Source organism: Variovorax boronicumulans (assembly GCF_030812215.1).
GTDB classification, from domain to species: Bacteria; Pseudomonadota; Gammaproteobacteria; order Burkholderiales; family Burkholderiaceae_C; genus Variovorax; species Variovorax boronicumulans_C.
The window spans coordinates 193,477-217,918 of sequence record NZ_JAUSSG010000004.1 but is presented as its reverse complement, the minus strand read 5'-3'; the positions used below and the strand labels follow the sequence as shown (position 1 = coordinate 217,918).

At 66.1% G+C, this 24,442-nt stretch carries 25 protein-coding genes; 14 read left to right on the top strand and 11 right to left on the bottom strand.

Going from position 1 to position 24,442, the window contains the following annotated elements:
- Positions 1-4 precede the first annotated feature (4 nt).
- A complete protein-coding gene (locus J2W23_RS12995; protein ID WP_307649025.1) occupies positions 5-352 on the top strand; it encodes an immunity protein Imm33 domain-containing protein in 348 nt (115 codons plus the stop codon).
- Between the two features lie 49 nt (positions 353-401).
- Positions 402-1,478, top strand: coding sequence for an RNA methyltransferase (locus tag J2W23_RS12990; protein WP_307649024.1), 1,077 nt, complete (start codon positions 402-404; stop codon positions 1,476-1,478).
- Here J2W23_RS12990 and J2W23_RS12985 read toward each other — a convergent pair.
- Both J2W23_RS12985 and J2W23_RS12980 read right to left on the bottom strand, forming a co-directional pair.
- Positions 1,456-1,881 (bottom strand): hypothetical protein, encoded by a 426-nt coding sequence (locus tag J2W23_RS12985; RefSeq protein ID WP_176659828.1) that lies wholly within the window; start codon positions 1,879-1,881, stop codon positions 1,456-1,458. The two genes, J2W23_RS12990 and J2W23_RS12985, sit on opposite strands and share 23 nt — an antisense overlap.
- 173 nt (positions 1,882-2,054) lie before the next feature.
- Positions 2,055-4,445 carry a DNA polymerase II gene (locus J2W23_RS12980; RefSeq protein WP_307649023.1) on the bottom strand — a complete coding sequence of 797 codons (2,391 nt, stop codon included), beginning with the start codon at positions 4,443-4,445 and terminating at the stop codon, positions 2,055-2,057.
- Between the two features lie 304 nt (positions 4,446-4,749).
- On the opposite strand from J2W23_RS12980, the gene J2W23_RS12975 reads away from it, so the two are divergent.
- Positions 4,750-5,187 (top strand): hypothetical protein, encoded by a 438-nt coding sequence (locus J2W23_RS12975; protein WP_176659168.1) that lies wholly within the window; start codon positions 4,750-4,752, stop codon positions 5,185-5,187.
- 69 nt (positions 5,188-5,256) lie between these two features.
- On the opposite strand, the gene J2W23_RS12970 is transcribed toward J2W23_RS12975, so the two are convergent.
- From J2W23_RS12970 to rtcR, 7 genes are all read right to left on the bottom strand, one after another.
- Complete coding sequence (locus tag J2W23_RS12970; protein ID WP_307649022.1) at positions 5,257-5,952, bottom strand: glycosyltransferase; 696 nt, start codon at positions 5,950-5,952, stop codon at positions 5,257-5,259.
- 304 nt (positions 5,953-6,256) lie between these two features.
- Positions 6,257-6,526, bottom strand: coding sequence for a hypothetical protein (locus J2W23_RS12965; RefSeq protein ID WP_176659169.1), 270 nt, complete (start codon positions 6,524-6,526; stop codon positions 6,257-6,259).
- A 266-nt stretch (positions 6,527-6,792) separates the two neighbouring features.
- The gene (locus J2W23_RS12960; RefSeq protein ID WP_307649021.1) at positions 6,793-7,731 is read right to left on the bottom strand and encodes an ornithine cyclodeaminase family protein; all 939 of its coding nucleotides are present in this window, start codon (positions 7,729-7,731) and stop codon (positions 6,793-6,795) included.
- Entirely contained in the window at positions 7,728-8,585 is an 858-nt protein-coding gene (locus tag J2W23_RS12955) for an alpha/beta hydrolase (RefSeq protein ID WP_307649020.1), read from the bottom strand. The genes J2W23_RS12960 and J2W23_RS12955 overlap by 4 nt, the downstream gene beginning before the upstream one ends.
- Positions 8,582-9,148, bottom strand: coding sequence for an exonuclease (locus J2W23_RS12950; protein ID WP_307649019.1), 567 nt, complete (start codon positions 9,146-9,148; stop codon positions 8,582-8,584). Before J2W23_RS12950 ends, J2W23_RS12955 begins: the two co-directional genes overlap by 4 nt.
- 5 nt (positions 9,149-9,153) lie before the next feature.
- Positions 9,154-9,495 carry a low molecular weight protein tyrosine phosphatase family protein gene (locus J2W23_RS12945; RefSeq protein WP_176659173.1) on the bottom strand — a complete coding sequence of 114 codons (342 nt, stop codon included), beginning with the start codon at positions 9,493-9,495 and terminating at the stop codon, positions 9,154-9,156.
- A 16-nt stretch (positions 9,496-9,511) separates the two neighbouring features.
- Positions 9,512-11,122, bottom strand: coding sequence for an RNA repair transcriptional activator RtcR (gene rtcR / locus J2W23_RS12940; RefSeq protein WP_307649018.1), 1,611 nt, complete (start codon positions 11,120-11,122; stop codon positions 9,512-9,514).
- A 217-nt stretch (positions 11,123-11,339) separates the two neighbouring features.
- On the opposite strand from rtcR, the gene J2W23_RS12935 reads away from it, so the two are divergent.
- The 5 genes from J2W23_RS12935 (at position 11,340) to rtcA (ending at position 17,259) form a co-directional block, all read left to right on the top strand.
- A complete protein-coding gene (locus tag J2W23_RS12935) occupies positions 11,340-12,893 on the top strand; it encodes a vWA domain-containing protein (RefSeq protein WP_307649017.1) in 1,554 nt (517 codons plus the stop codon).
- Between the two features lie 423 nt (positions 12,894-13,316).
- Positions 13,317-14,537 (top strand): RtcB family protein, encoded by a 1,221-nt coding sequence (locus J2W23_RS12930; RefSeq protein ID WP_176659176.1) that lies wholly within the window; start codon positions 13,317-13,319, stop codon positions 14,535-14,537.
- Between the two features lie 103 nt (positions 14,538-14,640).
- Complete coding sequence (locus tag J2W23_RS12925) at positions 14,641-15,330, top strand: hypothetical protein (RefSeq protein ID WP_307649016.1); 690 nt, start codon at positions 14,641-14,643, stop codon at positions 15,328-15,330.
- A 31-nt stretch (positions 15,331-15,361) separates the two neighbouring features.
- A complete protein-coding gene (locus tag J2W23_RS12920; RefSeq protein WP_307649015.1) occupies positions 15,362-16,225 on the top strand; it encodes a nucleotidyltransferase domain-containing protein in 864 nt (287 codons plus the stop codon).
- Positions 16,222-17,259, top strand: coding sequence for an RNA 3'-terminal phosphate cyclase (gene rtcA, locus J2W23_RS12915; RefSeq protein WP_307649014.1), 1,038 nt, complete (start codon positions 16,222-16,224; stop codon positions 17,257-17,259). Before J2W23_RS12920 ends, rtcA begins: the two co-directional genes overlap by 4 nt.
- 30 nt (positions 17,260-17,289) lie before the next feature.
- On the opposite strand, the gene J2W23_RS12910 is transcribed toward rtcA, so the two are convergent.
- Positions 17,290-17,739, bottom strand: a complete 450-nt coding sequence (locus J2W23_RS12910) for a MarR family winged helix-turn-helix transcriptional regulator (RefSeq protein WP_307649013.1) — start codon at positions 17,737-17,739, stop codon at positions 17,290-17,292.
- Between the two features lie 73 nt (positions 17,740-17,812).
- Here J2W23_RS12910 and J2W23_RS12905 point away from each other — a divergent pair, with 73 nt between their 5' ends.
- The 6 genes from J2W23_RS12905 (at position 17,813) to J2W23_RS12880 (ending at position 23,969) form a co-directional block, all read left to right on the top strand.
- Positions 17,813-18,802, top strand: coding sequence for a Bug family tripartite tricarboxylate transporter substrate binding protein (locus tag J2W23_RS12905; RefSeq protein ID WP_307649012.1), 990 nt, complete (start codon positions 17,813-17,815; stop codon positions 18,800-18,802).
- A 7-nt stretch (positions 18,803-18,809) separates the two neighbouring features.
- Positions 18,810-19,781 carry an amidohydrolase family protein gene (locus J2W23_RS12900; RefSeq protein ID WP_176659182.1) on the top strand — a complete coding sequence of 324 codons (972 nt, stop codon included), beginning with the start codon at positions 18,810-18,812 and terminating at the stop codon, positions 19,779-19,781.
- Position 19,782: 1 nt separating this feature from the next.
- On the top strand, positions 19,783-20,994 hold the full coding sequence (locus J2W23_RS12895; protein WP_307649011.1) for a 3-hydroxybenzoate 6-monooxygenase: 1,212 nt from the start codon (positions 19,783-19,785) through the stop codon (positions 20,992-20,994).
- Positions 20,943-22,391, top strand: coding sequence for an MFS transporter (locus J2W23_RS12890; protein ID WP_307649010.1), 1,449 nt, complete (start codon positions 20,943-20,945; stop codon positions 22,389-22,391). Before J2W23_RS12895 ends, J2W23_RS12890 begins: the two co-directional genes overlap by 52 nt.
- A complete protein-coding gene (locus J2W23_RS12885; RefSeq protein ID WP_307649009.1) occupies positions 22,388-22,810 on the top strand; it encodes a DoxX family protein in 423 nt (140 codons plus the stop codon). Before J2W23_RS12890 ends, J2W23_RS12885 begins: the two co-directional genes overlap by 4 nt.
- 97 nt (positions 22,811-22,907) lie before the next feature.
- Positions 22,908-23,969, top strand: a complete 1,062-nt coding sequence (locus J2W23_RS12880) for a maleylacetate reductase (RefSeq protein ID WP_307649008.1) — start codon at positions 22,908-22,910, stop codon at positions 23,967-23,969.
- A 21-nt stretch (positions 23,970-23,990) separates the two neighbouring features.
- Here the strand turns inward: J2W23_RS12880 and J2W23_RS12875 are convergent, their stop codons facing one another.
- Positions 23,991-24,350, bottom strand: coding sequence for an alpha/beta hydrolase (locus J2W23_RS12875; RefSeq protein ID WP_307649007.1), 360 nt, complete (start codon positions 24,348-24,350; stop codon positions 23,991-23,993).
- Positions 24,351-24,442: the final 92 nt, after the last annotated feature.

Genomic DNA, 24,442 nt, shown 5'->3' with positions numbered 1-24,442 from the left:
CGACATGTGGCCATTCAAAAAGAAGAAAGAGCCGTGGGAAGAGAAGTTCGCCGCGCTCGGCCCGTTGGTCCTGGCGTCGGACGAGGTCATGGGGCCGAACCGATCGCCGGTGTGCTTTGCCTACCGGGTGAAGCCGAACAACCCACATGATTCGGGTTGGATTTTTATCAGCGGCAAAGAGAGCCAAAGCGTGCTCGATGACAATCCGCCGAAAATCTGCCCCCTGAATTCCTTTCTCAAGATGGACCCCACGTTGATCGAAATCACGGACAAGCCCGTCGGCTCGGCGTGGGAGCGCAGCGGCGCGGATGCGGCTTGGAAAGAGGTGTTCGGTTTCAGGCAGCGCCGCTGACGCTCCAAGGTACGGTTTCCCTCTTTCCCCGATTGCTCCCAGACAGCGCATGCGCATCCACGAACTGAAACGACGCCTTCGCGAAGCCGGCGCGGGCCCGAGCCACGAGCAGCGCATCCTGCGGCTGTGGTCTCACGCGCTGCCGCGCAACAGCGGCCGGCGCCTGCCGCACAGCTTCTTTCCGTCGTCGCTGATGGAGGCGCTGCCGGCCATCGAGGCCGAGCTGGCGGGCCTCGCGCGCATTCACACGGTGCACCCCGGCGCCGATGGTTCCGAGCGGCTGCTGGTCGCCCTCGCCGACGGCCAGACCGTGGAGAGCGTGCTGCTGCCGCGCGATGGCCTGTGCGTGTCGTCGCAGGTCGGGTGCGCGGTGGGCTGCCAGTTCTGCATGACGGGCCGGGACGGGTTGCTGCGCCAGGTGGGCAGCGCGGAAATCATTGCCCAGGTCGCGCTCGCGCGCACGCGCCGCAAGGTGCGCAAGGTGGTGTTCATGGGCATGGGCGAGCCGGCGCACAACCTGGACAACGTGATGGAGGCCATCGAACTGCTCGGCACGGTGGGCAACATCGGCCACAAGAACCTGGTGTTCTCCACGGTGGGCGATCCGCGTGCGTTCGAGCGGCTGCAACAGGAGCGCGTGAAGCCCGCGCTGGCGCTGTCGCTGCACACGACGAAGGCCGGCTTGCGCAAGACGCTCCTGCCGCGCGCGCCGAACATGACACCCGAGGAACTGGTCGATGCGGGCGAGCGCTATGCACGGGCGACGGGCTACCCGATCCAGTACCAGTGGGCGTTGCTCGAAGGCGTGAACGACGGCGAAGACGAAATCGAAGGCATCGTCAAATTGCTCTCGGGCAAGTACGGCGTGCTGAACATGATTCCGTTCAACGCGGTCGAAGGCGTGGCGTTCAGCCGGCCGTCGTGGGAGCGCTGCGAAGCGATGGCGCGCACGTTGCACCAGCGGGGCATTTTGACGAAGCTGCGCGATTCGGCCGGGCAGGATGTCGATGGCGGCTGCGGCCAACTGAGGGCGCGTGCGGCTGGTGGCGTGCCGGTGGTGCTTCGGCGGGGCGCGGCTGCTGTGACTGTTTCTGCTGCTACTGCTACTGCCGGCTCACCGAAATGAGCGTCCACACGATCACCACGAGCTGAGCGAGGTTGATCAGGATGGCGGTGATGTGCGTCTTGCGGAACCCCGGAATCGCGTCCATGTAGTTGGACTTGATCTGTTCCCCGAGCGCGTCCATCTTGGGAATGACCTTCTTGCGCAGGACGATGGCCATCATCGCCAGCGCCGCGGCACCCGCCGCAATGCCCAGGCGCCCCGCGAGCGCGAAGCTGATCGCCGTTGCGGTGGCCGTGATGAACGCGCCGACGTAGTAAAGGTTGAAGAAGCCGCGCACGAAGCGCGCATCGAGCGGCGTGTCGTGCTTGAGCACCAGGAGCGGAATCGAGCCCATGATGAAGTAGGCGGTGGTAACGAGCAGGGCCACCGTGAAGAACAGGGCGGCGAACATGGCTGCGGGCATCTTGGTTTTCTCCATGTCTTGCGGTGGAAGGTCCGGCGCGAAAGCGGCCTGCCTGGGGCCTGCGATGCGCGCGATACGGATTGGGCGTCGATTTGGTGGGACAAGGCAAGGGGGCTTCCATTGAGTTGCCAATGGCCCCGGACCCGGCCGCCAGCCGCCAAGCCCCGCCCTGGCTAGAAAAGACCTTGCTGCGCCGTCGTCAGCGCCATGAAGCTCTCGCCCATCGGCTGGAGGATGGCGTCGGCAATCGGCTGGAGCTGCTTGCTCAGGTAGTGCTCGTAGTCGATGCGGGACTGGCGAATCTCCATGGGCTCGGGCCCGCCCTGGGTCATGACGTAGCGGATCCACCCGCCGTTCTGGTATTGCTTCGGACGGTTGATCCGGGCGTTGTATTCGTCGGCAACCCTTGCGGCGCGCACCTGCGGCGGAACGTTGACCTGGTAGGCATCGAGGCGGTGACGCAGGCGCTTGCGGTAGACGAGCAGGTCGTCCATTTCGCCGGCCAGCAGCGCCTCTGCATAGTCGGTCACGAACGCCTTGTAGGGCTCGCCGTGGAAGATGCGCGAGAGCAACCCTTCCTGGAACTGGCGCGCCAGCGGGGTCCAGTCGCTGCGGGCCATCTCCAGGCCCCGGTAGACCATCTCCTCCTTGCCCTTGGCGTCGACGCTCAGGCCCGCATACCGTTTCTTGCTCCCCACCTCCGAGCCGCGGATGGTCGGCATGAAGAACTTCTTGTAGTGGGTGTCGAACTCGATCTCGAGGAAGTTCGCGAGGCCGTGCGCCTCGCGAAGAGCGCGCGTCCACCACGCATTGATGTCGCTCGCCAGGGTTGCCGCCACGGCGTGCGCTTCTTCGTTGGTGTGGGTGCGCTTCAGCCAGATGAAGATGGAGTCGGTGTCGCCGTAGATCGCCTCGTACCCGCGCTTCTCCACGAACTCCCGCGTGAGCTTCATCATCTCGTGCCCCCGAAGGGTGATGGCGGACACGAGCTTGGGATTGAAGAAGCGGCAGTCGGTCGCACCCAGCACGCCGGCGAAGGAGTTCATGAGCAGCTTCAACGCCTGGGACAGCGGCTCGTTCTTTACCCGCTTGGCTTCGTCCCGCGCGCGCCAGAGCGTGGTCACGATTTCCGGCAGGCAGTGCTTCTCGCGCGAGAAGACGGTTCCTTGCGGCCCCTTGACGACCGTCGCCGGGTCGGCGGCGTGGGTGCCTTCCACGAAGCCCACGGGATCGACCAGAAAGGTCCGAATGATGGACGGGTAGAGGCTCTTGTAGTCCAGCACCACGACGGAGTCGTAGAACCCCGGCTTCGAGTCCATCACGTAGCCGCCGGGGTAGGCCTTGCTTGCAATCTCGCCCACGTTCGGCGCCACGTAGCCCAGGCGATGCATGCGCGGCAGGTAGTGGTGGCTGAACGCGGCAATGGAGCCGCCGAAGTGGTCGGCCGGAAGGCCGGTGGTCTGGGCCCGCTCCATCACGAACTGCAGCAGCTTGGCCTTCTCGAAGATGCGCAGGACCAGCTCGCAGTCGCGGATGTTGTAGAGCGCGAGCGCGGGCTTGTCTTCCTGGTAGCGCCGCTCGATCTCCGCCATCTTGTCGTAGTCGTCGCCGATGGCCTTGCCCTCGCCGAGCAGCGCTTGCGACACGGTCTCCAGGCTGAAGGAAGGAAAGCTCCATACGGCAGCCTTGAGCGCGTCGATGCCATCGATGATCACCCGGCCCGGCGTGGGCGCGAACAGGTAGCCCTGCTTGCCGGGATGCGTGCGCCATTCGATGGGCCGGCGCTCCCGTCCGAGGAGGAGCGGCACCCCGCATTCATTGGCCGTTTTTTGCAGCACCCGCAGGTCGAACTGGATGACGTTCCAGCCGATGAGGACGTCCGGGTCGTTCCGCTCGAACCAGTCGTTGAGCTTCTCGATCATCGCCTTGCGGGTCGGGCAATAGATGAGCGAGAAGTCCGGGGGCTCATCGCGTTCGCTGGGTTCGCTGGATTCGCGCGGCGGCTCGCCCAGCATGAGGACGACGCGGTCCGGCAAACCGTCCAGCGCAATGGAATAGAGCGCCTCGTGCTGGCTCGTCTCGATGTCCAGCGACACCACCTTCAGCACCGGCCGGTACTCGGGCGCGGGCTTGAGCCTGCAGTCGACGATGGTGGCGCGGTCTGCCAGCCCTCCCTCCACCAGCACGCCGGCGGTGATGAAGCGTTCCATCAGGTAGCGGTCGTGCGGGCGCACATCGGCTTCGAGCAACGGAATGCCCTGCGCCTGGAGGGCGCGTGCCAGCCGGCCGAGCTGGCGGAAGTGCCTCGCATAGACGCCGACGACGGGTTCCTGGTGAAAGGTCTTCAGCGCGAGCTCGCGCACCTCCATGCCCGGCATGGCCGCGAGCTGTGCTTGCACCTCGGCCCTGTGCCGGGCCGCGACGAATGCGACGGAGGTCTGGGAGGGCAGGACCACCTTGATCGGCCCGCCATCGGTTGCGAGCCAGTACTCGAGCTCCGTGCCCGCCGACGCATCCCGCCAATGGCGGGTGAGGATGAAGCCCTGGAGGTCGGCGGATGTCACGGGCGCTTGATGAGGGCTTGAATGAAGATTCGGATGCGACGGGAAGCGGCGGGAGCGCGGTGGATTTTCGCCCGCTCGGAGTCGCGTCGAACGGTGGCGCTCCGATGCGATTGTCGAGCGCCGCGCCGACCCCGTGCGAGAACTTCCGTAGCAGAAGCGCGCACAACGCGTCGCCGCCGCCATTGGCAACCCACTGCCGACTGGGGCCGTCACGGATCTGCCTTTTGGCCCCGCGAGACTTGGTCAGGGTTTTCCCGCATCCACGGGCCGACTCCCTCCAACAACTCGCAATGAAGAACCAACCATGAAGACCTCGCAACTCGCCCTTTCCACTGTGTGTGCCGCATTCGCCGTGCTCGCCGTCACCACCACCGCCCAGGCCCAGCAATCCGGCAGCCGCAGCCGCGCGGAAGTCGAGGCCGAAGCCGTCGCCGCCGCCCATGCACCGAACCAGAACGTGACCCGCGGTTCGCGCGGCGCCGATCCCTTCGTTTCGTCGGCCGACGCCGAAGCCATGTACAAGCAAGCCGTGGACACCGCCCACGCACCGAACCAGAACGTGACCCGCGGCTCGCGCGGTCCGGACCCGTTCACCTCGCAGCGCGACCCGGCACAGGTCTACCAGGAAGCCATGGCCACCGCCGCCGCCCCCGACCAGAACGTGACCAGCGGCTCGCGCGTGAACAGCAAGGTCGTCTCGACGATGCAGAACCCGGTGGTGCAGTCGGCGCAGGGCAAGTAAGCAAGCGAGCAAACAAGACGCTGAACGCGTCTTCAGCGTCCGATGCGAGCCGACGTCTCGCGCACCTCGTCAGTTGCGAAGTGCCGACGTCTGTTCGCCCCACTTCTGCACATAGACCTCATAGAGCTTTCGCCATGGCTCGCCTCCGAAGGCGCCATCGCTTTGATGCGTCACGGAAATCGGCCATGTTCCCAGCCGCAACCCCTGCTGGCGCGCAGTTCTGCAGAAGTCGATATCGTAGAAATGGAAGTCGAATCGCGGATCGAACTGCACGGATTTCGCCAGCAGGGTGTGCCGGTTCGCTGCCAGGAAAACGCCGTCCAGCAACTCGCAGTCGGCCGGCACCGAACCCATGCAGTCGATGTGGCCGAACGGCTGCAGCCCATGGGCAATGATTCCCGAGAGATTCGCCAGATCGTCCCAGGTCAGGTTGATGTCGATGTAGTTCCAGCTCACATGGTGCTTCGGCAGGCGTCGATTGCCCGCCAGGCCGATGACGTCGTAGGCGCGCAACCCGTCCGAGACGCGATTGGCCAGGAAGAAGTCGTCCAGCCAGACATCGTCGTGAATGAAGACGAGCATGTCATTGGCATCGGCCGCCGTGAGCGCGCTGTTGAAGACATCGGGCAAACCCCGCCGATTCTCGAAGCTCACGCGCGGTCTCAAGCGGCCATCGAAACTGAGCCGACGCAGCGATTGCCCGAGCGCCGAATTGGCCCAAAACTCGGCCTCAGGCAATCTGGTCGCACTGACGATATCGATCATTGTTCTGCGGGGCGCGCAACTGCGCCTTGAAAAGGGTTCTGTCGCGGCAAGCGAGATGGCGACGAGGTTCGGATCGGCGTTTCGATATCGGGGCATGGCCGCCGGCCTGCGGCAGCTGCGCACCCGTTTCGAGCGCCGCATCGATGTTCCCACGTTTTATCGGCCGCTCCGAGCGGAGCGGCCATTGTGGCGGCCGAGCAGCCTCTCATGCCGCGGCACCTGGCGCGCTGGCTCGAAAGACCGGTGAGCGGGGCCGGCTTGCATCGCTTGCGTAGCGATGCGAAGGGCTCGATGCCTCAGCGCCTCAGGCGTAAGCCTTCGAAGAAAGCTTCTGCAGCATCGCGGTTTGCCGCACTTCCTCGGAGTCGCGCAGGCTCTTGGCGGCGCGGGCTGCCACGTAGGCCACGTACAAGGTCTCGATGGCCTTGGCCCAGTCATGCGCCTTCTGGGAAATGCCTTCGGGCTTGACGGCCGATCCGGTCACTGCGTGGGTCGAAAGATCGTCGTCCGGGCGCGCCGGCACATCGAACCCCACCTTGCGGAGGATGTTGGCTTTCTGAAGGATGGTGAGCATGCGGTTGCCTCTCTGATTTCAACGCATTGGCAGATTAGTGCTACTCGGCGTCGGGCGCTATCAGCCGTATGACGTATGCGCCTGTCGTCCAACGCCGGGTCCTGTTGCTGCTTTCAAGTTTCGTGCCATGAACGGGTCGATCGGCCGGCTTTCCGGCGGCGAACGCTTCTGTTCTTCGTTCCATGGAGTTTCCCTTGCGCATGACCCATAGATGGGGCGCCGACCCCGCCGAACGATGAGGACTTACCCTGAAATGAAGGGAGGCGTCAGGCCGTTGCGTGCTGCCACACCAGCGTGGCGGCAGCCAAGTCTTCGAGCGCGCTGCCGACGGCCTTGAACACGGTGCGTTCCGCGTCGCTGCCGCGGCCCGCGCGCTCGCCGCGGCACAGGTCGGCGAGCGTGCCTTGCACCGCTTGCGCGCGCAGGGTGCCGGCCGCGATCGCATCGAGCAGGTCACCCGATTTCTGCAGGGCCTCGTTCGTGTCGATGAAGGTGCGTGCGCCGGCGAAGCACTGCGCATCGGCTTCGCGCATTGCGGGGGTGAAGCTGCCGATCAGGTCGAGGTGCGAGCCCGGCGCGAGCCATTCGCCGCGCACCAGCGGTGCGGTGGCCAGCGTGGCGCAGCTGACGATGTCGGCATTGCGCACGGCCGCTTCCAGATCGACCGTGGCTTGCGCGTTCCAGCCCTCGGCGCGCAGTTGCGCGGCCAGCGCCTCGGCGCCTTCGGGCCGGTGGTTCCACATCACCACTTCGTCGATGGGCCGCACGCTCGCATGCGCGGCCAGCAGCATGCGGGCGATGCGGCCGGTGCCCAGCACCAGCAGCCGGCGCGCATCGCCTCGCGCGAGAAACGAGGCGCCGAGCGCCGAAGCCGCGGCGGTGCGGCGTGCGGTGATCTCGTTGCCGTCCATCATTGCCAGCGGCACGCCGGTGCGCGCGTCGTACAGCACATACGTCGCATGCAGGCCGGGCAGGCCGCGCGCGCTGTTGCCGGGAAAGATGTTGATGGTCTTGATGCCGAGAAATCCCGCATCGCTCCACGCCGGCATGATGAGCACGGTGCCCTTGTCTGCGCCCGCGGTCTCGATGCTGTGCACGTGACGCGGCGGCACCTGCGCTTCGGCAGCGAAGGCCGCGCGCAATGCGGGCACGAGCTTTTCGAAACCCAATGGCGCGCGGGTGGCGGCTTCGTCGAAGTGCTTCATGGGTTGGGCGAACGCAGCGAGGCGTCGAAGAAATCCGCCAGCGCCTGCTGGTAGGTGGTGCCCAAGCGCGGCGAAGACATCGGCTCGAGGTGGCCGGCGCCCGGTACTTCGATCAGCCGCTTGGGCTCGCGTGCATCGGCCAGGAGCCGCTGCGAATGCGCATGGGGAATCACGTTGTCGGCCGTGCCGTGGATCAGCAGCAGCGGAATCGGCGAGATGGCCGCGACGTACTTCGATGCCGCATGGCTGTCGCTCACCAGCAGGCCCGCGCCCGGGAGCTTGTCGTTTGCGATGGACGAATACGAATAGAAAGTCGATTCGATCGCCGCGGCTTTCACGCCGGCCCGGTTGCCCGAACCGACGACCGCGATTGCATTGGTGCCGCCCAGGCTTTGCCCGAAGACGAAGAGGCGTTGCGCATCGACATCGCCGCGCGAGCGCACGTAGCTGAGTGCCGCGCTCGAGTCTTCGAACACGCCCTTGGGCTCCGGCTCGCCTTCGGACTCGCCGTAGCCGCGGTAGTCGAACACGAACACGTTGTAGTCCTGCTTCGGCAACCACGCCACGAAGCGCCAGTGCGTCGACATGTTCTGCGCATTGCCGTGGAAATGAACCACGGTGCCCTTGGCCTCCTTCGGGTTGTTCTGCCGGCCCACGGCGGGAATGAACCAGCCGGCCAGGCGCGTGCCGTCGGCGCTCTGGAACTGCACGCTCTCGTAGCGCAGGCCGAGAACATCGGGCGTCTCGTAGCGCACGCGGTCGGGGTAATAGAACATCGACTGCACGCAGCCGCCGAGGAACAGCGGCACGGCGCACAGCGCGAGCTTCCACCAGCGGCGGACCGGAGTGGTCATGGCTGGCCCGCGGCCCGGCGGTTTTCCGCGAGCATGTTGCAGAAGAGGGCGCCTTGCTCGATGGCGTCGTCCAGCGCGATGTGCGTGTGCGGCAGCTTGTCGAACCAGCGCTTGGGCATCGCGCGCTTGGTGCTGTCGCGGTAGTCGAGCCTGAGCATCGCCATCGCGAACGACTTGACGTCGAGCGCCGAGTGGCTGAACGGGCTTTCGCCCGCAAAGCGCATGAGATACCAATAGACGAACAGGAAGTCGAAGCCCGCCGGGTAGGCCACGAACACCGGCCGCGCGGGCAGGCCCTTGAGCCAGGTCACGTAGTTCTTCATGGCGCGCGCCGGGTCCTGCAGGTCGGTGCGGCACCCGGCCCACGCTTCGGGCTGCGTTTGCCACCATGCGGCGGTCTTGGGGTCGGCCTCGGCGCCGGGCAGGGTTTCGAGGTTGGCGCTGAAGGTGGAGATGAGTTGCTTGTCGGCCGTGTAGGCGGCCGAGCCGAAGCTGAGCATCGAGTTCGGGCCGGGGATGGGGCCGTCGGACTCGACGTCGGTGCTGATGTAGATCTCTGTCATTGGATTCAATCGATTTCGAGGATGGACCCGACCGAGCGCTGGAGTTCTTCGACCAGCTCGGGGTCCATGTATTTGTATTCGTCGGGAATGTCGAGCACGTGGATCGGCTTGCCTTCCAGCATCCGCGTGAACTCGGCCACGAGCCGCGACTTGTGTTTTTCTTCCATCACGAGGATGACGTCGGCCCATTCGATGTCGTCGAACGAGACCTTGTGCCTCGCATTCGGGCTGGTGCCCGCGGAGCGCGCCGAGACCAGCGGATGCCGGCGCCAGAGTTGTTCCGCGGTGGGGCTGCGCCATTGGTTGCGGCTGCAGATGAAGAGGACGTTGCGCGCAGGAGTGCTCATCGGCGCGGAGGATAGCTCAGCCTTCCGCGATGCGGCCCCATTCGATGCCGTGCTTGGCAAGGTACTTGCGAAGGCGATCCGCATCGTTCACCACGGTGCGCTGTGCGCGCGATGCCTGGAAGAGTTGCCGCCCCGCATCGGAGAGGCTGCGCGCCTGCTTGCACACGCGCACCACAGCTTCGAGCTGCAGCCTGTCGAACAGGTCGAGCGCCGCCGCACGCTCTTCGCCAAGCAGCGCATCCAGATCCACATCGCCGCTGCTCGCCGTGGCCGGCGCGCCGCGCTTCCACAGCCACCGCAGTCGCGCAATCTCCGCCTCGACCAGCGCCACCGGAATCCGCCCGCCATCCGCCAGCGTCGCGAGCCGCGTCACGCTCGCCGACAGGTCGCGGAAGTTGCCGCTCCAGATCGCCTCGCCGCTCTGCGCAAAGCGCAGATAGGCCGAGCGCGCCTCGGCGTTGAAGCGCACCACGCGATGGTTCTCGGCCGCGTGAAGGGCCAGCAGGTGATCGACGTTCGGCTCGATGTCCTCGGGCCGCTGCGCGAGGCCGGGCAGATCGTAGGTCCAGAGGTTGATCCGCGCGAACAGGTCTTCGCGGAAGCGGCCTTCGGCCACATCGCTGCGCAGGTCGCGGTTGGTGCCGGCGATCAGCTGGAAGTCGCTCTCCACTTCCTTGTCGGCGCCCACGGGAAAGAAGCGCTTTTCTTCGATGGCCTTCAGCAGCATCGCCTGCTCGTCGGGTCCGAGCTCGCCGATTTCGTCGAGGAACAGCGCGCCCTGGTTTGCCGTGCGCAGCAGGCCGGGGCGATCGCTCGCGGCCCCGGTGAACGAGCCTTTCTTGTGCCCGAACAGGGTGGAGGCCGCGCCGTCGCCGCGCAGCGTGGCGCAGTTCACTTCGACGAACGGCCCGGTCATCTGGTGGCGCGCCTGCTTCAGCTCGAACATGCGCCGGGCCAGGAACGACTTGCCGGCGCCCGTCGGCCCGACCAGCAGGATCGGCGCACGCGAGCGCACGGCCACGCGTTCGATTTCGTCGATGAGCGCATTGAAGCGCGCGTTGCGCGTGGCGATGCCGCTCTTGAGGAACGCGACCGCATCGCGTTGCTCCGCATCGAAGCGCCGCGCGATCACGTCGTAGCGCGAGAGGTCCAGGTCGATCAGCGTGCACTTGCCGGCCTCGCCCTCGCGCTGCTTCTTCGGCGGCGAGGTCTGCGCGAGCACGCCCGGCACCACGCGCGATTCCGACAGCAGGAACATGCAGATCTGCGCGACGTGCGTGCCGGTGGTGATGTGCGTCCAGTACTGCTCGCGCTCGGTGTCGAAGGTGTAGGTGCGCGCCCAGTCGTACAGGCGCGTGTAGACCTCGCCGAAGTCCCACGGATCCTCGAGGTCGAGCGGCACGAGGTTGACGGTGGTCTCGGGCGACACGGTGGCGATGTCGGCCTTCACCACTTCGGCCAGCGCCTTGTGGCGCAGCGTGTAGAGCAACTCCATGCGCGCGACGACCATGTCCTCGTGCTGGGCCAGCGAGACCGTGGGGCGCCACTTGTTCCAGCGGCCCGCGCCCTGGCCGGCATCGAGCTGGGTGCCGAGGAAGCCGATGACGACGATGGGCTTTTTCTTCATTGATTGGATAAATAGCTATCCAAAATTATAAGAATCTAAGAAGTTCATCGCCATTGGCAAGCAGGAAAATGGTCGCTGCATCTGAAAAAACCTAATCAAATCAATGGCTTGAGAGGTTTTTCCGGCAAGCGGACCGAAGCTGGCACACCCGTTGCAATAAGGATCACACATTCAAGAAACGAACGAACAAAAAAGAACCCCCACAAGGAGAAGTCACATGGCCAACCTTCAACTCTTCCAGACCCAGCGCGGCGCGCTGCTGCCTTCGGCCACCGCGCTCAACGAAGCGGGTGGCATGGCTTACGCACTGTCGCCCAAGCACCGGCTGGCGCAACTCGCCGCGACCGGTTGCCTGAACAACACCTTCTACGCACAAGCGCAGGACCAGCTCGACGCCGTGCTGGCCCTGGCCCGCGAAGTCGATCCGGTGTTCGTTGCCAAGACGGCCGTGTACGCACGCCGCGCCGGCCACATGAAGGACATGCCCGCGCTGCTGGCCGCGACGCTGGCGGTGCGCGATGTGTCGCTGCTCGCCAAGGTGTTCGACCGCGTGGTGGACAACGGCAAGATGCTGCGCAACTTCGTGCAGATGCTGCGTTCGGGTGCCGTGGGCCGCAAGTCGCTCGGTACGCGTCCGAAGAAGCTTGTGCAGCAATGGCTGCTGGAAGCGTCCGAGGCGCAACTGCTGAACGCCTCGGTGGGCAACACGCCTTCGCTGGCCGACGTGGTGAAGATGGTTCACCCCAAGCCCGCCGAAGCCTGGCGCGCCGCGTGGTTCGCATGGTTGATCGATCGTCCGTATGCGCTGGAGGCACTGCCTCCGGTGACGCAGGCCTTCGAACGCTTCAAGCGCGACCGTTCGCTCGAGGTTCCGGACGTGCCGTTCCAGATGCTGACCGCGCTGGAGCTGGATACGCAGGCCTGGGCGCAGATCGCGCAGCGTGGATCGTGGCAGATGGTGCGTCAGAACCTGAACACCTTTGCGCGCCACGGCGTGTTCGCGCTGCCGGGCCTCGCGGAGGCGGTCGCCGCCAAGCTGCGTGACCCGCAGGCAGTGGCCAAGGCGCGTGTGCTGCCGTACCAACTGATGGCGGTCTACACCGCAACCGGCGCCGAGGTGCCGCACGTGGTGAAGGAAGCGCTGCAGGACGCGATGGAGCTCGCGCTGGCCAACGTGCCGGTGTTCGAGGGCCGTGTGGTGGTGTGCCCCGATGTGTCGGGCTCGATGAGCTCGCCGGTGACGGGTCACCGCGGCTCGGCGACCTCGGCGGTGCGATGCATTGACGTGGCCGCGCTGGTGGCTGCCGCCGTGCTGCGCCGCAATGCGGATGCGCGTGTGCTGCCCTTCGAGACGAAGGTGGTTTCGCTGAAGCTGAATCCGCGCGATTCGGTGATGACCAACGCGGCCAAGCTTGCAGCGGTGGGCGGCGGTGGAACCTCGTGCAGCGCGCCGCTGGCGTTGCTGAACAAGGAGAAGGCCAAGGCCGATCTGGTGGTGCTGGTGTCGGACAACGAATCGTGGGCCGACCGTGCCCGCGGCCGCGGTACTGCAACGATGCAGGAATGGGCGGCGTTCAAGGAGCGCAACCCGAAGGCGCGGCTGGTGTGCATCGACATCCAGCCCTATGCGACCACCCAGGCGCAGGAGCGTGACGATGTGCTGAACATCGGCGGCTTCAGCGACGAAGTGTTCAAGCTGCTGGCGGTGTATGCCGCGGGTGGCCTGGGCGCCGACCACTGGGTGGGTGTGATCGAAGAGACTTCGATCTGAGAGAAAAGAGAGAGGGTGCCGTGGGCCTTGGCCTGCGGTGCCCGATCCGAGAAAAAAGAAATTGAACGTCGTCGTTCGGCGAATGCAGATGCGAGTACATCCAACCATGTTCTTCCTCGCATCGACTGTTGGTCGCCGAACGGGGATGAAAGTTGTTGTGCGAATGCAGGCAGGACTACATCTGGTGTGACCAGGGTTCGAATCCCGGCGCCGGTTCTCCGGCGTGGTCTACGTCTTGTCATCTTTGTCGCACTGTTTTTTGCAGCGAATGCTGACGGAACTACAGCCTCCAACGCTCGGGGTCGCGGGTTCGAATCCCGCCGGTCGAAAGGCCGTAGCTCAGTGGCCAGAGCACGACTGTTTCGTCGATTTTTGTCGCTGCTTTTTTGTCGATTGCAAGAATAGATAGATAGGGAAAGAAAAATGACGAACTACAAACTGCACGAAGTCCCCAACGGCGTCCCCGTGAAGATGTGGACGAACGGCGTGCCCGTGGAAGACGAAGCGCAAAAGCAGCTCGAGAACGCCGCGCGCCTGCCCATCGTGTTCAAGCACATCGCGGCCATGCCCGACGTGCACTACGGGATCGGTGCGACCGTGGGTTCGGTGATCCCGACCTTCAAGGCCATCATCCCCGCCGCCGTCGGCGTGGACATCGGCTGCGGAATGATGGCCTGCAAGACCACGCTCAACGCACGCGACCTGCCCGACAACCTGGGTCCGCTGCGTTCGGCGATCGAGAAGGCCGTGCCGCATGGATCGAACCCCAAGCGCATGGGCCGCGACAAGGGCTCGTGGGAAACGCCGCCCGACGAAACCGACGCCGCCTGGGCCAAGCTGGTGGACGAGTTCGATGCGATCTGCGAGGACTACCCGCGCATCAAGAACACGAACAACCACAAGCACCTGGGAACGCTGGGTACCGGCAACCACTTCATCGAGGTGTGCCTCGACGAAGCGGGCGCCGTGTGGTTCATGCTGCATTCGGGTTCGCGCGGCGTGGGTAATGCCATCGGTACGCACTTCATCGAACTCGCGAAGAAGGACGCCGAGCTGCACCAGCGCAACCTACCCGACCAGGACCTGGCGTACTTCGAGGAAGGCGCCCAGTACTTCGGTGACTACGTGCGCGCGGTGGGCTGGGCCCAGAAGTTCGCGCGTGCGAACCGCGAAGTGATGATGCAGCGCGTGGTCGCGGCCGCGCGCAAGGTCATCGCGAAGCCTTTCGAGGCGCATGTGGAAGCGGTGAACTGCCACCACAACTACGTGAGCCGCGAGACGCACTTCGGCGAAGACGTGCTCGTGACCCGCAAGGGCGCGGTGAGCGCGAAGGCCGGCGAACTCGGGATCATCCCCGGCAGCATGGGAGCCAAGAGCTACATCGTGCGCGGAAAGGGAAACCCCGAGAGCTTCATGAGCTGCAGCCACGGCGCCGGTCGAAAGATGAGCCGTACGAAGGCGAAGAAGCTCTTCACCATCGCCGACCAGATCGCCGCGACCGAAGGCGTGGAATGCCGCAAGGACGCCGACGTGATCGACGAGATCCCGATGGCCTACAAGGACATCGACGCGGTGATGGAGGCGCAGAAGGACCTGGTGGAGGTGGTTTACACGCTCAAGCAGGTGGTTTGCGTGAAAGGTTAGGAAGCCGTCCGTCGAGGCCGGCACGAGAGGGCCAGGATGAGGATCGACGGAGCCGGATGCTGGATGCCATCGAGCAGAACGAAAAGCTGTGGAGCAACGAATCATGAAAAACCACATGCCAAGCCGCGAGGAAATCAAGCTGCAGGCGCTTGCGCCGAAAGACGAGGCCGAGGTGGTCGCATTGCGCGAAACGCTGCAGCGTGTCGGCTCGGGCTTCGAGTTCGCTGTCCATGGCGTCGCTGCGGATGTCGCCGATGTCGGTGAGGCACACCATCGCGCAGCCCTGCGTCTCTTGTGCGGCGACATCGCGGCGTTCGCCGAGCGCTACCGGCAGGAGGCGATCGCGCGCGATCCTTCGCTCGCTGCAAAGCTGACCGCGAGCCTTGCATTCGATGTCGATACCGCGCGCGCCACGTCGCTCGATGCATCGGCGGTGATCGCCGCCGAAAGCTTCGCGCCGCTGCACCGCGTCGCGTATACGCGCGATCTCGCGGAGGTCTCGTGGTTCGAATGGTTTTGCCAGGCCTTCGGCGATCCGCCGTACACACTGCATGTAGCCGACGAAGCAGAGCGGGCGGAGTTGTTTCCGCGCTTCTGCCGATGCACGGGCCTGTTGCCAGACGAGGAAATCGCCGTGCTCGACTGGGTCGGAGACCCGGAGCGTGAGCCCGAACGCAGCACCTGGAGCGACTACTTCGATGCCGGCAAGGAGTGGTGGGGCATCTGGTGCTTTACCGTATGGAACCCGCGCCGGCGCACATTGGCCGTCGCGATAGCAAGCCAGACAGACTGACAAAACGACAAACAACAACGAGATTTCGATCATGCAAAAAGAAGAACAAAAGGAGTTCCTCCGTTCCGCCCACCCCATCGACCCCGCCATGCGCGAGGAGATCATGGCCAACCTGCGCGCCATCGAAGCGCGCCATGACGTCACCGTCCTCTTCGCCTGCGAATCCGGTAGCCGTGGCTGGGGGTTCGCCTCGCCCGACAGCGACTACGACGTGCGCTTCATCTACGTGAACCGCCTGCCGTGGTATCTCACGGTGGCGCCGCGGCGCGATGTGATCGAGGTGCCGATCAGCGGCGACCTGGACATCAACGGCTGGGACCTGCGCAAGGCGCTGGGCCTGATGCGTGAGTCGAACCCGACGCTGCTCGAATGGCTGCGCTCGCCCATCGTGTACCGCGACGACACGGTGGCGATGCCGCGTTTTCGCGCGCTCTCGGAGGCGGTGTTTTCGAACGCGCGCGCCTGGCACCACTACACCTCGATGGCGAAGAAGAACTTCCGGGAGCACCTGCAGGCCGACGAGGTGCGCTACAAGAAGTACCTCTATGTGCTGCGCCCGCTGCTGGCCGCACGCTGGATCCGCACGCAGCCCGGCGTACCGCCGATGCGCTTTGCCGAACTGGCGCAGCGCACGCTCGGCGCCGTGCGCGATGCCGCGTTGATCGAAGAAATTAACGCGCTGCTCGAAGTGAAGATGCGTGCCGGTGAAGCCGCGACCAGCCCGCGCTGGCCCGGCGTCCACGCGTTCATCGAAGCCGAGCTGGCGGCCAACGCCGCGGAGCCGATCACGCCGCTGCCGCAAGCCGAAGAAGCGGGGCTCGATGCGTTCCTCAGCGAGACGGTGCTGCGCTTCGACGCGGCTGCATCGGCTGCAGAGGAAGGAGTCCGCGCATGATCGAACTCGACGGTTCCCAAGGCGAGGGTGGCGGCCAGATCCTGCGCACCAGCCTCGCTCTGTCGGTGGTGACGGGCCAGCCGCTCGCCATCGAGAAGATCCGCGCGGGCCGCGCCAAGCCCGGCCTGATGCGCCAGCATCTCGCGTGCGTGAACGCCGCGGCAGAGATCAGCGGTGCACAGGTGGAAGGCGCGGAGCTCGGCTCGCAGTCGCTGCGCTTCACGCCGGGCCCGGTGCGCGCGGGCGATTACCGCTTCGCGATTGCCAGCGCGGGCAGCTGCATGCTGGTGTTGCAGACCGTGCTTCCGCCGCTGCTGCTCGCTGGTGCGCAAAGCACGGTGCGCCTGAGCGGCGGCACGCACAACCCGATGGCGCCACCGTTCCATTTCCTGGAGCGGGCCTTCGTACCGCTGGTGCGCCGGCTGGGCGCGGACCTGCAACTGACGCTGCGCCGCTGCGGCTTCTATCCGGCCGGCGGCGGCGAGGTTGAAGCAGTCATCGTGCCGGCAGCGGGCGCGCTGCAGTCCTTCGACCTGGTGGCGCGCGGCGCATTGCAGTCGGGCTATGCAGAATGCCTGGCGCCGGGCCTGCCGCGCCACGTGCCGACGCGCGAACTCGAAACGCTCGGTGGTGCGATGGGATGGTCGGGCGAGCAGCTTCGCTTCGGCACGGCGCGCCAGAACGAAGGGCCGGGCAATGCGCTGCTGGCCACGCTGGCCTACGAGCACGTCACCGAGGTGTTTACGGCTTTCGGCGAGAAGGCGCTCAGTGCCGAGCAAGTGGCGCATGGCCTGGTGAAGGAACTGCGCGAGTTCCAGAAGAGCGAGGCGGCGGTCGGCCCGCACCTGGCCGACCAGCTGGCGCTGCTGCTGGCGCTCGCGGCGTGGCAGGGCAAGAAGGCTGGCGCCTTCACCTGCAGCGAGGTGACGGAGCACACGCGCACCAACTGCGCGGTGATCGAGCGCTTCCTGCCGGTGCGCTTCGCGATCACCGAGAGCCGCGCGGCCTCGACGGTACAGGTCTCGCCGGCCTGATAGAAAAAGAAAAGGAAGACGCCCGCTCGCTCAGGCGAGCGGCGTCGCGTTGGCGTACAGGCGCAGCAGCATCGCGCGCAACATCTTTACTTCAGCCGCGCTGAAGTCCGAGGTCGCCACCGCTTCGTAGTGCTGCGCGAGCGGGATCAGCTCGCAGGTCAGCGCCAGGCCGCGCTCGGTCAATGCAATGCGCACCGCGCGCTTGTCGGTGTCGCATTTCTCGCGCGCCGCCAGTTCATGTTCCACCAGCCGGTCGACGATGCGCGACAGCGCCGACAGATCGGTGGAGGCGTGCGTTGCCAGCTCCGACAACGTTTGCCGCGGCGTGTGCTGCAGCGAGGCGCACACGCGCCATTCGCTCAGGCTGAGCCCGTAGGGCTTCAGCGCCTTCGCAAAGGCATTGCCCATGCGGGCCCCGGCGCGCGCCAGAAGGAACGGGATGGCCTTTTCGAGGTCGTGATCTTGTGGAAGGGTTTTCATCTAGACGTACTTGATTATTCAAGTATATAGTCCGCCGCAATTACTTGAATAATCAAGCAAAACGGAGATGACCATGAACCTTGAACCCACGCGCAGAGGCGCTATCGCGGTGATGCTTTCTCTTCTCTCGGCGGCGCCGCTGGCTCATGCACAAGGCGCCGCGGCCAAGTGGCCGACGCAGGCCGTGCGCTTCGTGGTGCCATTCCCCGCGGGGTCGGCGCCCGACGTGCTGATCCGCCACGTGGGCGCCAAGCTCGGCGAGAAATGGGGGCAGGGCGTGATCGTCGACAACAAGCCCGGCGGCAGCGGCGTGATCGGCATGAACGCGATCCTCGCGGCGCAGAGCGACGGCTACACCTTCGGTTTCGTGCAGGGCTCGGCGATTTCCGTGGCACCGAGCACGATCAAGGGCGTGACCTACGACTTCAACCGCGACTTCGTGCCGGTCACGCTCGCGGCCGTGGCGCCCTTCATGCTCGCCGTGCCGGCGAATTCGCCCTACAAGACGCTGGCCGATTTCATTGCTGCCGCGCGCGCCAGGCCACAGGGCATCGAGGTGGCGGACAACGGCCGCGGCACGGCGCCGCATCTGGCCTCGGCACTGCTCGGCCTGCAATCGGGCGCGCAGTTCCTCGAAGTGCACTACCCCGGTGGTGCGCAGGCGATGCAAGCCACGCTCGGCGGACAGACCCAGATGATGGTCGAGACCTACAACGTGGTCGCGGGCAACGTGCAGGGCGGGCGCATGCGCGTGCTGGCCAGCATGGGCGACCGCGTCGAGGTGGGGCTGGAGTCGTTCCCGCTCGCGAGCAAGACCGTGCCCGGCGCGGTGGCGCACGGCTGGTTCGCGGTGATCGCGAAGAAAGGTGTCGACCCGCTCGTGCTCGCCAAGCTCAACAAGGACATGAACGAGGCGCTGCTGCTGCCCGATGTGGTCGCCAAGTCGCGCGAGCTGGGCACCTACCCGCGCCCCGGCACCCCCGAACAGCTGGCGCGCTACATCGCCGACGACCGCAAGACCTGGCAGGACGTGCTGGACAAACTCAACATCAAACCGGAGTAACCGCCCCATGAAAAACAAGATCGCTCTGGAAGAGCATTTCGCGATCGACCTCACGATCGCCGACTCGCAGGTCTACGCTCGCCCCGAGGTGTGGCAGGGCCTCAAGAGCAACCTGCTCGACTTCGAGCAGCAGCGCCTTGCGCAGATGGACGAGTGGGGCACCGAGTTCTCGATCCTCTCGCTCAATTCGCCGGCGGTGCAGGGCATTCCCGACGCGAAGCGTGCCATCGAAGTGGCACAGCGCGCCAACGACGTGCTGGCCGAGCAGATCAAGCGCCACCCTGCACGCTTCGGCGGATTCGCCGCGCTGCCGATGCAGGACCCCGAGGCCGCCGCGCGCGAGTTGGAGCGCTGCGTGAATCAGCTGGGCTTTCACGGTTTCCTGGTCAACGGCTTCTCGCAGGTTGGTGACGAGAACACCGTCGTTTATTACGACGACGCGCGCTTCAACGATTTCTGGACCGCCGCCGCCGCGCTGAAGAAGCCCTTCTACATGCACCCGCGCGATCCGCTGCTGGCCCGCGAACCGATCTACGACGGCGCGCACTGGCTCACCGGCCCGACCTGGGCCTTCGCGATGGAGACGGCCATCCATGCGCTGCGCCTCATGTCCAGCGGCATGTTCGACCGCCACCCTGCGCTGCAGATGATCCTCGGGCACTTCGGCGAAGGCATTCCGTTCAACATCTGGCGCGTCGACCACATCCTGCGCAAGGGCCGCCGCGGCATGCCCTGCGACAAGGAGATCGGTGATTACCTGCGCAGCAACGTGCACATCACCACCAGCGGCAACTTCCGCACGCCGACGCTGCTGTCGACGATGCTCGAGGTGGGCTCGGACCGCATCATGTATTCGGTCGACTATCCCTTCGAGAAGCACGAGGACGCGGCCCGCTGGTTCGACAGGTGCGAGATCAGCGAGAACGATCGCCAGAAGATCGGCCGCGACAACGCCCGCAAGCTCTTCGGGTTGAAGTGACATGAGCGCCGCGAAAGACACCCGCCCCGTGCTCGTGGCCGGTGGCGGCATCGGCGGCCTTGCCGCCGCGCTGGCCCTGGTGCGCGAGGGCTACCGCGTGAAGGTGATCGAGCAGGCGAGCCAGATCGGCGAGATCGGCGCGGGCATCCAGCTGAGCCCCAACGCCTTCGCGGCCTGCGATGCGCTCGGCGTGGGCGAGCACCTGCGCGCCAAGGCGGTCTACACCGAAGAGATGGTGATGTTCGATGCCATCGACGCGAAGCGCGTGGCGAGCATCTCGCTCTCGGACAAGTTCCGCGCGCGCTTCGGAAACCCCTATGCGGTGATCCACCGCGCGGACATCCACGGCGCGCTGCTCGAAGGCGTGAAGCAGACGACCGACGGCATCGAGTTCCTCACCTCGACCAAGGTCGTGCACATCGAGCAGGACGACCACGGCGTGACGCTCATCGACGCGCAAGGCGGCCGGCACGAGGGCCAGGCCGTGATCGGCTGCGACGGCGTGCGCTCGGCGGTGCGGCAGCAGTACGTGGGCGACAGCATCCGCGTGTCGGGCCATGTGGTGTTCCGCGCGGTGATCGACACCGCCGACTTTCCCGAGGCGCTGCGCTTCACCGCGCCGTGCATCTGGGTCGGCCCCAACTGCCACCTGGTGCATTACCCCCTCAAGGGCGGCGACAAGTTCAACATCGCCGTCACTTTCCACAGCGACCAGCCCGAGGAGTGGGGCTCGATGGACGGCGACCCGGCCGAGGTGCAGCGCTACTTCCGTCCGACCTGCGAAGAGGTGCAGCAACTGCTGCGCATCCCGAAGGCGTGGAAGCGCTATTCAACCGCCGACCGCAATCCCATCGAGCAATGGACCTTCGGCCGCGCGACGCTCTTGGGCGATGCGGCGCACCCGATGGTGCAGTACCTCGCGCAGGGCGCCTGCACGGCCTGCGAGGACGCGGTGACGCTAGGCCTCGCGCTGCGCCGCGAAGGTGGCGACTGGCCCCGTGCGCTCGCGCTGTATGAGCGCTCGCGCGTCGCACGCACTGCGCGCGTGGTGCTGTCGGCGCGCGAGATGGGCCGCATCTATCACGCCAAGGGCGTCGAGCGTCTTGTGCGCAACAGCATGTGGAAAGGCCGTCCCCAAGAGCGCTTCTACGACGCGCTCGAATGGCTCTACGGATGGACGGCCGCCACCTGCCTCGACGAGGCGGCGGCGTGAAGGCATTCCCCGATTCGCTCGAAGCAAGCGCGGGCGGCGCAGGTGGTGGAGGTGCCGCAACCGCCATTGACATCCCCGCGCTGATCGACAGCCACCCCGTCAGCAGCTTCCAGAAATGGATCCTGCTGCTGGTCGGCTGCGCGGTGGTGATGGACGGCTTCGACGTACAGGCGATGGGCTTCGTCGCGCCCGCCATCGTGCACGCCTGGGGCATCGACAAGGCCGCGCTCGGCCCGGTGTTCGGCGCTGGGCTCTTCGGCATGCTGATCGGCTCGCTGGTGCTCAGCATCTGTGCAGACCGCATCGGCCGCCGGCCCGTGCTGCTGGGTGCCACCGTGTTCTTCGCGCTGTGCATGCTCGCGACCGCTTTCACGCGCACGCTCGACCAGTTGCTCGCGATGCGCTTCATCACCGGCATCGGCCTCGGGGGCATCATGGCCAACGCGAGTGCGCTGGCCAGCGAATACAGCCCGCTGCGCCGCCGCGTCACGCTGATGATGTGGGTGTCGTGCGGCTTCACTGGCGGCGCGGTGCTCGGCGGTCTGATATCGGCCATGCTCATTCCACTCGGCGGCTGGCAGGCGGTGTTCGCGTTCGGCGGCGTCGTGCCGCTTGTCATTGCCGCGCTGATGTGGCGCTACATGCCCGAGTCGATGCAGTTCCTGGTGCTGCGCGGGCGCAAGCTCGACCGCGTGCAGGGCTGGCTGCAACGCATCGCGCCCGAAGTGCGCATCGGCCCCGGCACGCGCTACGTGGTGCATGAAGCCAGGCAGGACGGCGCCCCGGTCGCCGAGCTGTTTCGCGCAGGGCGCGGCCCGGCCACGCTGCTGCTGTGGGGCATCAACTTCATGAACCTGCTGAACCTGTTCTTCCTCGCGAACTGGCTGCCCACCATCGCGACCGAAGCGGGCTACAGCGGCGGCACCGCGGTGCTGGTCGGCACGCTGCTGCAGGTGGGCGGCGTGGTCGGCACGGTGGCGATGGGGCCGCTGATCGACCGCATCGGCTTCTACCGCGTGCTGGTGCCGATCTTCGCGATCGCGGTGCTGACCATCGGCGTCATCGGCCAGCCGGCCTTGCCGTTGGCGCTGCTGCTCGCGGTGGTGACGGTGAGCGGCTTCTGCGTGGTGGGGGCGCAGCCCGCGCTCATCGCGCTGGCATCGAGCGTGTATCCGACGACGGTGCGCGCCACCGGCATGGGCTGGAGCCTGGGCATCGGCCGCGCGGGCTCCATCGTGGGGCCGGTGCTGGCGGGCTGGCTCATCGGGCTGCACTGGACGAACAGTGCGCTCTTCATCGCAGCGGCCGTGCCGGCGCTGCTGTCTTGCGTGATGGTGCTCTGCATGGGGCGATTGAAATTCACAGGCGCCGTCGAGCGCCCAGGAGAAACGAAATGACCGCAACGACAACGACGACAACGAGCCTTTCCTCCGGCTGGACCCTGGCCGCCCGCGTGCTGATGGCCGCGATCTTCCTGGTCGCGGGCGTGCGCAAGCTCATGACCTATGGCGCGACGCTCGGCTATTTCGCCAAGCTCGGCATTCCGATGGGCGAGGTGGTGCTGCCGCTGACGATCGCGCTGGAGATCGGCGGCGGCCTGCTGCTGATCGCCGGCTGGCGCCTGCAATGGGTGGCGAGCGCGCTGGCCCTCTTCACGCTGGCCACGGCCTTCACGGCGCATGCGTTCTGGTCTGCCGATCCGGCGCAGTTCACGGGGCAGCTCAACAACTTCCTCAAGAACGTGGCGATGGCCGGCGGCTTCCTGCTGCTGATCGTGAATGCCACCGGCGGCGGGCGGAAGACCGCGGGCGCCTGAACCCGTAGCGGGTGGAAAACTCCTTTCCACCCGCATGGTTGAACCGCCCGCGAGGCGGGTAGACACTCGCCCGCACCTTTTCACGAAAGATCGAGCGATGCCTGTCCAATCCTTCGTCTACAACAGCGTTCCCCAACGGGTGGTCTTCGGCGCGGGGTCGCTCCAGCACCTGGCGCGCGAGATCGACGCGCTCGGCGCGCGCCGCGCGCTGGTGCTCTCCACGCCCGAACAGCGCCCGCAGGCCGAGCGCATCGCCGACATGCTGGGTGCGCATGCGGCAGGCGTGTTCGACCGGGCTGTGATGCATGTGCCCATCGAGACCGCACGCGAAGCGAGGGAGGTGGCCCAGCGCCTGGGCGCCGACTGCGCCGTGGCCATCGGCGGCGGCTCGACCACCGGCCTCGGCAAAGCCATCGCGCTCGACTCGGGCCTGCCGATCCTCGCGATACCGACCACCTATGCGGGCTCCGAGATGACGCCGATCTATGGCATCACCGAAGCCGGCATGAAGAAGACCGGCAAGGACATCAAGGTGCTGCCGCGCACCGTGATCTACGACCCGGAACTCTCGATGAGCCTGCCTGTCGGCATGAGCGTGACGAGCGGCATCAACGCCATTGCGCACGCCGCCGAAGGCCTCTATGCCACTGATGCGAATCCGATCATGGATCTGATGGCGCAAGAGGGCATCGCCGCGCTGGGCCGCGCGCTGCCCGCGATCCGTGCCTCGGCGCAGGATGCGGCCGCGCGCAGCGATGCGCTCTACGGCGCCTGGCTCTGCGGCACCGTGCTCGGCAACGTCGGCATGGCGCTGCACCACAAGCTGTGCCACACGCTGGGCGGCAGCTTCAACCTGCCGCATGCGGAGACGCACACCATCGTGCTGCCGCACGCGCTGGCCTACAACGCCGCAGCGGCGCCCGAAGCCATGGCGCGCATCGCGAAAGCACTCGGTGCAAGCAACGCGGCGCAAGCCGTGTTCGACCTCGCGCGCGACAACGGCGCGCCGGTCGCATTGCGCGACATCGGGATGAAGGAGGCGGACCTCGAACTGGCCTGCGCGCATGCGCTCGAGAACCAGTACCCCAATCCGCGCCCGCTGGAGCGCGATGCGATTCGTGCCCTGCTGCAGAACGCGTGGGAAGGTGCGCGGCCCTGACAGGGCCGCGGCAGGGTGTTCTTACAGGCCGGCCTGGCGGGTGAACGACACCGTGGGCTTCTTGTAGGCCGACGGCACTTGGTCGCGATAGAACGCGCGCTTGTCCAGGCTTTGCAGTGGGTCGTGCGCGGTGGCGACGGCTTCTTCGCGCACGCTGCTGCGGTCGCGCGTGGAATTGGCGATGGTCACGCCTTCGGCGGCAGCGTCCGAATAGATGTTGCCGCTGCGTGCGGTGACCACGGCTTGCGCCTGCACATCGGCACGGGCTGCGGCCGAGGTGATCGCGTGCACGCCCTCGTAGGTTTCGGCATGTGCGCCACCCGCAGCGCCCAACATGGCGAATGCGGCGGCGGAGAGAGCGATGAGTTGCTTGGTGTTCATGATGAAAGTCCCTTTGAATGACTGCTGTGTGGGCGGCGGACATTCGTCGTTGCCACGGGATGCAGTGTGAAACCGCATCGTGGTTCGCGCTG

Excerpts from the sequence above, each read along its gene's own strand:
- J2W23_RS12895 (WP_307649011.1), top strand. The coding sequence starts at position 19,783 with ATGAGCGCCGCGAAAGACACCCGCCCCGTGCTCGTGGCCGGTGGCGGC.
- J2W23_RS12900 (WP_176659182.1), top strand. The coding sequence starts at position 18,810 with ATGAAAAACAAGATCGCTCTGGAAGAGCATTTCGCGATCGACCTCACG.
- rtcA (WP_307649014.1), top strand. The coding sequence starts at position 16,222 with ATGATCGAACTCGACGGTTCCCAAGGCGAGGGTGGCGGCCAGATCCTG.
- J2W23_RS12955 (WP_307649020.1), bottom strand. The coding sequence starts at position 8,585 with ATGACCACTCCGGTCCGCCGCTGGTGGAAGCTCGCGCTGTGCGCCGTG.
- J2W23_RS12885 (WP_307649009.1), top strand. The coding sequence starts at position 22,388 with ATGACCGCAACGACAACGACGACAACGAGCCTTTCCTCCGGCTGGACC.
- J2W23_RS12995 (WP_307649025.1), top strand. The coding sequence starts at position 5 with ATGTGGCCATTCAAAAAGAAGAAAGAGCCGTGGGAAGAGAAGTTCGCC.
- J2W23_RS12970 (WP_307649022.1), bottom strand. The coding sequence starts at position 5,952 with ATGATCGATATCGTCAGTGCGACCAGATTGCCTGAGGCCGAGTTTTGG.
- J2W23_RS12965 (WP_176659169.1), bottom strand. The coding sequence starts at position 6,526 with ATGCTCACCATCCTTCAGAAAGCCAACATCCTCCGCAAGGTGGGGTTC.
- J2W23_RS12975 (WP_176659168.1), top strand. The coding sequence starts at position 4,750 with ATGAAGACCTCGCAACTCGCCCTTTCCACTGTGTGTGCCGCATTCGCC.
- J2W23_RS12930 (WP_176659176.1), top strand. The coding sequence starts at position 13,317 with ATGACGAACTACAAACTGCACGAAGTCCCCAACGGCGTCCCCGTGAAG.
- J2W23_RS12925 (WP_307649016.1), top strand. The coding sequence starts at position 14,641 with ATGAAAAACCACATGCCAAGCCGCGAGGAAATCAAGCTGCAGGCGCTT.
- J2W23_RS12985 (WP_176659828.1), bottom strand. The coding sequence starts at position 1,881 with ATGCCCGCAGCCATGTTCGCCGCCCTGTTCTTCACGGTGGCCCTGCTC.
- J2W23_RS12905 (WP_307649012.1), top strand. The coding sequence starts at position 17,813 with ATGAACCTTGAACCCACGCGCAGAGGCGCTATCGCGGTGATGCTTTCT.
- rtcR (WP_307649018.1), bottom strand. The coding sequence starts at position 11,122 with ATGAAGAAAAAGCCCATCGTCGTCATCGGCTTCCTCGGCACCCAGCTC.
- J2W23_RS12890 (WP_307649010.1), top strand. The coding sequence starts at position 20,943 with ATGGCTCTACGGATGGACGGCCGCCACCTGCCTCGACGAGGCGGCGGC.
- J2W23_RS12945 (WP_176659173.1), bottom strand. The coding sequence starts at position 9,495 with ATGAGCACTCCTGCGCGCAACGTCCTCTTCATCTGCAGCCGCAACCAA.
- J2W23_RS12875 (WP_307649007.1), bottom strand. The coding sequence starts at position 24,350 with ATGAACACCAAGCAACTCATCGCTCTCTCCGCCGCCGCATTCGCCATG.
- J2W23_RS12935 (WP_307649017.1), top strand. The coding sequence starts at position 11,340 with ATGGCCAACCTTCAACTCTTCCAGACCCAGCGCGGCGCGCTGCTGCCT.
- J2W23_RS12920 (WP_307649015.1), top strand. The coding sequence starts at position 15,362 with ATGCAAAAAGAAGAACAAAAGGAGTTCCTCCGTTCCGCCCACCCCATC.
- J2W23_RS12880 (WP_307649008.1), top strand. The coding sequence starts at position 22,908 with ATGCCTGTCCAATCCTTCGTCTACAACAGCGTTCCCCAACGGGTGGTC.
- J2W23_RS12960 (WP_307649021.1), bottom strand. The coding sequence starts at position 7,731 with ATGAAGCACTTCGACGAAGCCGCCACCCGCGCGCCATTGGGTTTCGAA.
- J2W23_RS12990 (WP_307649024.1), top strand. The coding sequence starts at position 402 with ATGCGCATCCACGAACTGAAACGACGCCTTCGCGAAGCCGGCGCGGGC.
- J2W23_RS12910 (WP_307649013.1), bottom strand. The coding sequence starts at position 17,739 with ATGAAAACCCTTCCACAAGATCACGACCTCGAAAAGGCCATCCCGTTC.
- J2W23_RS12950 (WP_307649019.1), bottom strand. The coding sequence starts at position 9,148 with ATGACAGAGATCTACATCAGCACCGACGTCGAGTCCGACGGCCCCATC.